This is a genomic window from Phyllobacterium sp. P5_D12 (genome assembly GCF_054049495.1).
This window is the reverse complement of the sequence record NZ_JBFUMG010000266.1, coordinates 1-5,982: the sequence shown is the minus strand read 5'-3', so window position 1 is coordinate 5,982 and position 5,982 is coordinate 1. Positions and strand designations below refer to the sequence as shown.

At 54.2% G+C, this 5,982-nt stretch carries 8 protein-coding genes and 1 pseudogene; 2 read left to right on the top strand and 7 right to left on the bottom strand.

What is annotated here, in order from left to right:
* Together ACXJ5O_RS16635 and ACXJ5O_RS16630 are read right to left on the bottom strand one after the other, a co-directional pair.
* The coding region (locus ACXJ5O_RS16635; RefSeq protein WP_457300858.1) for an adenylate/guanylate cyclase domain-containing protein at positions 1–812 on the bottom strand (812 nt) is incomplete at its 3' end.
* Positions 813–1,140: 328 nt separating this feature from the next.
* Positions 1,141–1,239, bottom strand: a pseudogene (locus ACXJ5O_RS16630) (ABC transporter permease); the annotation flags it as partial.
* Positions 1,240–1,413: 174 nt separating this feature from the next.
* Here ACXJ5O_RS16630 and ACXJ5O_RS16625 point away from each other — a divergent pair.
* Both ACXJ5O_RS16625 and ACXJ5O_RS16620 read left to right on the top strand, forming a co-directional pair.
* Complete coding sequence (locus ACXJ5O_RS16625) at positions 1,414–2,058, top strand: DUF47 domain-containing protein (RefSeq protein ID WP_457300857.1); 645 nt, start codon at positions 1,414–1,416, stop codon at positions 2,056–2,058.
* Entirely contained in the window at positions 2,058–3,062 is a 1,005-nt protein-coding gene (locus ACXJ5O_RS16620; RefSeq protein WP_457300856.1) for an anion permease, read from the top strand. Before ACXJ5O_RS16625 ends, ACXJ5O_RS16620 begins: the two co-directional genes overlap by 1 nt.
* A gap of 458 nt (positions 3,063–3,520) precedes the next feature.
* Here the strand turns inward: ACXJ5O_RS16620 and ACXJ5O_RS16615 are convergent, their stop codons facing one another.
* The 5 genes from ACXJ5O_RS16615 to ACXJ5O_RS16595 form a co-directional block, all read right to left on the bottom strand.
* Positions 3,521–3,718 carry a hypothetical protein gene (locus tag ACXJ5O_RS16615; protein ID WP_457300855.1) on the bottom strand — a complete coding sequence of 66 codons (198 nt, stop codon included), beginning with the start codon at positions 3,716–3,718 and terminating at the stop codon, positions 3,521–3,523.
* 8 nt (positions 3,719–3,726) lie between these two features.
* Complete coding sequence (locus ACXJ5O_RS16610) at positions 3,727–4,080, bottom strand: hypothetical protein (RefSeq protein WP_457300854.1); 354 nt, start codon at positions 4,078–4,080, stop codon at positions 3,727–3,729.
* Between the two features lie 111 nt (positions 4,081–4,191).
* Positions 4,192–4,503, bottom strand: coding sequence for a DUF982 domain-containing protein (locus tag ACXJ5O_RS16605; RefSeq protein ID WP_457300853.1), 312 nt, complete (start codon positions 4,501–4,503; stop codon positions 4,192–4,194).
* Between the two features lie 57 nt (positions 4,504–4,560).
* Entirely contained in the window at positions 4,561–4,773 is a 213-nt protein-coding gene (locus ACXJ5O_RS16600; RefSeq protein ID WP_114431272.1) for a hypothetical protein, read from the bottom strand.
* 276 nt (positions 4,774–5,049) lie between these two features.
* Complete coding sequence (locus ACXJ5O_RS16595; RefSeq protein ID WP_457300852.1) at positions 5,050–5,274, bottom strand: hypothetical protein; 225 nt, start codon at positions 5,272–5,274, stop codon at positions 5,050–5,052.
* Positions 5,275–5,982: the final 708 nt, after the last annotated feature.

Genomic DNA, 5,982 nt, shown 5'->3' with positions numbered 1-5,982 from the left:
AGCAGGTAGCGGACGCCGAGCGCCTTGGCCATGTCCGGGACGGAGACCGCCGCCTTCTTGTATACGAAAGAGGAGTTGCGGGCGATCACATGCAATTCAGACAGCTTCGACAGGTCCGTAATGATATCTTCGCTTATACCGTCAGAGAAATATTCCTGCTCTGCGTCGCCGCTCATGTTGTTGAACGCAAGCACGGCGATTGAGGGTTTGTCAGGAATGGACGACAACGCCGCACGTCCTCCCGACGCGTGGGTCTCCACTGATGCCGCAGATTTCGGCTGGGCGGCAAGGCCAACGTGCAGCGAATAAACCCGGACCGGGTCGGCGATGTTCTTGAGCTGCACTGCACCGCGGTCGTCGATCACAAGATCGAGCCTTGCCTTGACCTGCCAGTACGCTTGCTCGGAGAGACAGATACTGCCTGGCTCGCAAATGCCTTCAAGGCGCGCGGCAATATTGACGCCGTCACCCATTAGATCCCCGTCGCTCTCCTCCACAACATCGCCCAGATGGATACCGATGCGGAATTCAATACGGCGTTCGGGCGGCAGGCCTGCATTGCGCTCGACCATAGCATTCTGCACTTCAATGGCGCAGCGCACGGCGTCCACGACGCTGCGGAACTCGACGAGGCTCCCATCGCCGGTGCGCTTGACCACGCGGCCATGATGCACGGCGATTGTAGGATCGATCAAATCGCTGCGCAGGGCTCGTAACCTTGCCAGGATGCGATCCTCGTCGGCACCGGCGAGCCGACTGTAGCCGACCACGTCGGAAACCAGGATTGCTGCTATCTTCCGCATCTCGCCCATGTAGCGCCAGTCTCCCTTGGTCCAGACTAGCATAAAGTCCCAGCCAACGCTCCCCACGCTCGATTTGATGGCTCAGATAGCCCTTCAACAAGCCATCGGCCGCGGACCGCTTTGTAGAAATGTAGGGACGTGCGAGACATCCTTGTTATTTAACTGAATCTGCTCGGCTCGCCTTCCAGGCGATCCTGTGCGAACGGCCGAAGAGGGATTGTAGTCATACCGCGACAACAAGAATGGCTAAAAAAAGCTCGCTAATATCGGCATACACTTGTACAGGTGGCCGCTTCTTGTAGCGGCCACCGTTTAAAGCCTGCATCGTCTATTCCAACTATGCGGCCCGTTCCTCCGAGGCATTGGGCCGCCATTTAATCAGGCGATTTTCCACCACATCCAGTATTCGGTCGATCACGAGGACGAACACCGCCAGGTGGGCAGATTCCATTTATCCGTCTAATCATATTCGACGGTTTTTCCAAAGAACCGATCACATYTCCTTGGATTGGAATCACAACCATCAGTCAGGTTGAAGTAACAGGTTGATCCGGCTATGACTGGTTACGCCGTCTTGGATCGGAAGTCCAACAATGAGAAAGTGCCGGCAATGCTGAAGTGGTTTCGTGCTCTGTTGCCACGTGAGGACCGCTTTTTTGACCTTTTTGCTCAACATTCTCGCATTGTTGTTGAGGCGGCTGATACACTGAAGGCCCTACTTGCGGGTGACGGCGACCTAGAGCAGCAATGTATTCACATTATCGAACTTGAAAATGAAGCCGACGAAATCACGCGTCAGGTTTTGCTTGCCGTTCGCCGCAGTTTCATCACACCGTTTGACCGCGGCGATATCAAAGACCTGATCCAGTCGATGGACGACGCTATCGACATGATGCACAAGACGGTCAAAACCATCCGACTGTTCGAGCAAAGCAGTTTCGACCATCGCATGCGCGAAATGGGCGGGCTTATTCTTGAAGCTGCGGGGCTGATCGCGGAAGCCATTCCCCTGCTCAATCGCGTTGGTTCACATTCAGCGAGGCTGAGCGCAATCGCCGAAGAGGTCGTCCGCGTCGAAGATCGCGCCGACGAATTGTACGACGAGGGGCTCAAGGAGCTTTTCCAAAACCAGGGTAGATCCGATCCGATGGCCTATATCATCAGCAGCGAAATCTATAATCAGCTGGAAAAGGTCCTCGACCGGTTTGAGGATGTTGCTGACGAGATTAGCGGTATCGTGATCGAGAACGTTTGATGGACACGGCCCTCAGCTTTCCATTGCTTGTGGGTCTTATTGCGGTCGCATTGTTCTTTGATTTTCTCAATGGCCTTCATGACGCAGCCAATTCCATCGCAACCATCGTTTCCACGCGGGTGCTACGCCCCCAATATGCGGTTTTGTGGGCAGCTTTCTTCAATTTTATTGCCTTCCTGTTTTTTGGCCTGCACGTTGCCGAGACGTTGGGAACCGGCATTATCGATCCGACAATCGTTACGCCCCGATTGATCTTTGCCGCACTTATGGGCGCGATAATCTGGAACATTGTCACCTGGGTATTTGGAATTCCTTCCAGCTCGTCCCATGCGCTTGTCGGCGGCCTCGTTGGGGCGGGTCTTGTCAGGACGGGCTTTGATGCGATCGTATGGACCGGGCTTCTCAAAACTATCGGTGCAATCTTCATGTCACCGATGATAGGTTTCTTCCTGGCGCTCCTGCTGATCCTGACCGTCTCATGGATTTTTGTCCGACAGACACCCTTTGCCGTTGACAGCACGTTCCGGGGACTTCAGTTCCTTTCGGCCTCGCTCTATTCACTTGGCCATGGCGGCAACGATGCTCAAAAGACGATGGGCATCATTGCCGTATTGCTCTTCTCCCAAGGCTATCTCGGAACGGAATTCAGCGTTCCGTTCTGGGTCGTGATAGCCTGTCAGTCGGCAATGGCGCTCGGCACGCTTTTCGGGGGCTGGCGCATTGTTCACACCATGGGATCGAAGATCACCCGGCTGAACCCAATGCAAGGTTTCTGCGCTGAGACGGGAGGGGCGCTGACGTTGTTCGGTGCAACATGGCTGGGCATTCCTGTATCGACAACCCACACGATCACAGGCGCGATCATCGGCGTTGGAACAGCGCGGCGTGTCTCGGCGGTGCGTTGGGGCTTGGCCAGCAACATAGTCGTTGCCTGGCTGATAACCATGCCTGCCGCCGCGCTGATTGCGGCGCTGTTTTACATTGTCGCTGGGCTTGGTCCGTGACGCGGATGCGATGCCCGCGCAGAGCGTGGCATTGTTCAGCGCTTCTTGCGTTTATTCTGTMTAATTTTTGCCGCTTCTGCGACGGGTTTCAAGGTGAGGTTCTGATCACTAGTAAGCGTCTGCCCGACCTGCCGGATACACAATACGAAAGCAGGCCGGGGGCCGACCCAGTGGCACTATGGTCAGCACTCAAAGCGTGCGCCTGTATGGTTAACAAAAGGTGAGGCCCGATATCGGGGTCACCGTCCGACACCGAGCCTCTCGCTGAAGAGAGTGCCAAGCCCCCTCAACTAGGCTAACAACACCAGGACGAGCGGAATGTTCCTCAGAAAATAAAAGCGACAATTCCCAGCCTTCAATTCCTCTAGGTCGAAAACCTCAGCACGCGCTCTGTGGCGAGGTGTCAGCCTAGCAACTTGCTTCAAGGTGAAGTTCTGAGGCCGCCAGAGCCCATTTGCTCAGTCGGCGTTCCAGTACAGCCCGCTATCCTTCCAGACATGTTTCATTTTCAACAATATCTGTTCCGAGCTTCGATGTGGGAATTCTCGGGCGAGCGCAGGAACGAGCTTTGACACGTCTGTCCTTTTCGGCAGCGCATCGCTGGCAAATTTGGCCCGCGCATTGATTTCCAGATTGAGCCTGTCGTCATCGGTCATGGATGGGTTTAAGGCTTTACACCAAGAGGCGCAATCGCCCGGTCTAGTCCCAAACTTGCGGGCGCTTCCGGTCTCTCGGACTCGATCAATGCCACCCGCAACTGTTCTTGGCCACCGCTCGCCAACTCATGCGCGTGAACTGCATTTTGGTCGATCCGGACAAACTGGCCCTTGTCGAGCCGGAACGCGCCGTTCATTCCGCCTTGCTTGAAGAAGTCGGCTTCCAACTCTCCCCAATATCCAAGGTACTCGCCGCAGCTAGTGCAGTTAATGGGTGTGTGGCCCGATACATCCTTGGGAATTCTAAGGTAAATGGTCTTGCAGTTCGGGCAGTCCAGCTTGTGGTCCAGTTCCTGAGACATCTTCGCGATCCCATGAAAGAGGCACTGACCTGCATACGAATATTATAAAAATTACAGTTTGCAAGTATGTGTCTGCCAGCAGACGAAACCCAACCTCAGGTCACGCGGAAGTCAGACACGACGTCCTGGCTTGCCCTTATGCCACCGAAAGGATTTGCCCGTGGGAGGTCCGCGTACCGGCTCATCCACATAGTTGCCAGCTTCCCTGGCAGCCTGGATGAATGCGAAACGTGCAGATCCCGGTGAAAGGTTTCCCTCAAGGCACACCAGGAGAGCGTATTTCGCAGCGGACAGGGCCTCGCCCTCTTCAACCGGCCAATCAGTCAGGATTTGCTCTGCAGCTTCAAGGGTGGATGTGACCACGCGCATTCTTCCAGGGTGGCTGGTCATGATGCGCACTTCTTTGAAGGGTTCTTCTTCCATCAGCGCCAAACGTGTCCTTGGGTATTCAGTTCCTCGTGGAGAGTTAGCCAATTCTTACTACGCCTTGCGCAGTATCTGACCATCCTTCAATTCGAAGACACCGTCCTGGCCGCCCTGTCCGTCGAAATCGCGATTGAGCTCGCCCCAATAACCAATGAACTGACCGCATGACGAGCAATGGATAGGCGTCACATTGCGCACGTCGTCGGGAATATCCAGATAGATAGTCCCACAGGCTTTGCAGTCCAGCTTGTGATCCAGGCGCTCCATGTGACGCCCCCCGTCAGAACCCACTGTAGTCTAATTATGGCATGCATTATTGCGCTGTCCAGAGGAGTACGATGGAACGTTCTTCACCCCCCCTAGTGTTGCTGCCGAGCAGTCGCAGGCCCGCAGCCCTTCACAACCGGGTTAGAATGCTCGCTATGATCAGGCGATGGCCACACCACCGATGAAGATGCAGACCTTAAGCCACCACGGTGTTCTGTATTTGCGCCGTTCAAGTTTGTCATTCATCGCGAGCGGCCTCCGATGGGACACACAGTCTCATACATCTCTGATAAAGGGTATGCCGTCACCGCCTTGGGCGTTACTCCTGGCCTTGTTTAGAAACGCCTCTTTATCTTGACGAGGCAATTCGGTCATGGCTTCCAGTGCTAAGCACGAAATACGAAAGCGTCCGCAAGTTGGGCAGTCGAACTCGATGTAATCCCCGGTGGTCGGCAAAGATGCGACCGGATCACCTGAGATAGGGCATATATCGATATTCATGAAGCTTCCTCCGGGCGCGCCAAGTCACCACTGTGCAATGCGTGTTTTTAATGGTCGCAACAAAGTAACCCTCTTAGCCTCCATACATTGTTGATTTTCTGATGAATTTCCTCAATTTTTCGATGAGGAAAATCCGTACCGAGTGCTTTGGCAAGCTCCATAGCATTCGTTCTCTTCGGACGGGACTGATAAAGCGATATCGGCCTGCGCGGAAATCTCCGTCATGAGCCGTCTGTCATCTTCAGTCATTGGCACGCTCCAGATTTCCTCATGGTGGCACGCGGTGTCATCGCATCCGGTGTCGCGCTATAAAAAATAGCCAAATCGCTACGATGACGGCGATTACCCCAAAGCGTACAAGTTCCAATTGATGGAAAGCATATCGGCTGAAATAGTCGTCATAACATTTGCAATCTAAAGAGTGTAATTATTGGGAGAAACCGTTTAGACCATAGCAGCTAAAAGTATTCCATAAAACTCTAATGGTCTGGCAAGAGCCTTTTTGTTTGTTTTATTTTCAAGGGATACTCCCACCCGTCGTGCGTCCACGGGCGGACAAAGTTGGAACGATCCCTTCGCCAATGTGTTTGTGGGCTAAGAGCCACGTTTCAGGCGGGTTGGGATGACCAAAAAGGGACAAATCCGAGCACCCGCCGAGGTGTTCAAGCGTGGTAGCCGCCGCAAGGACTTTGCGGAGCATATGCAAAC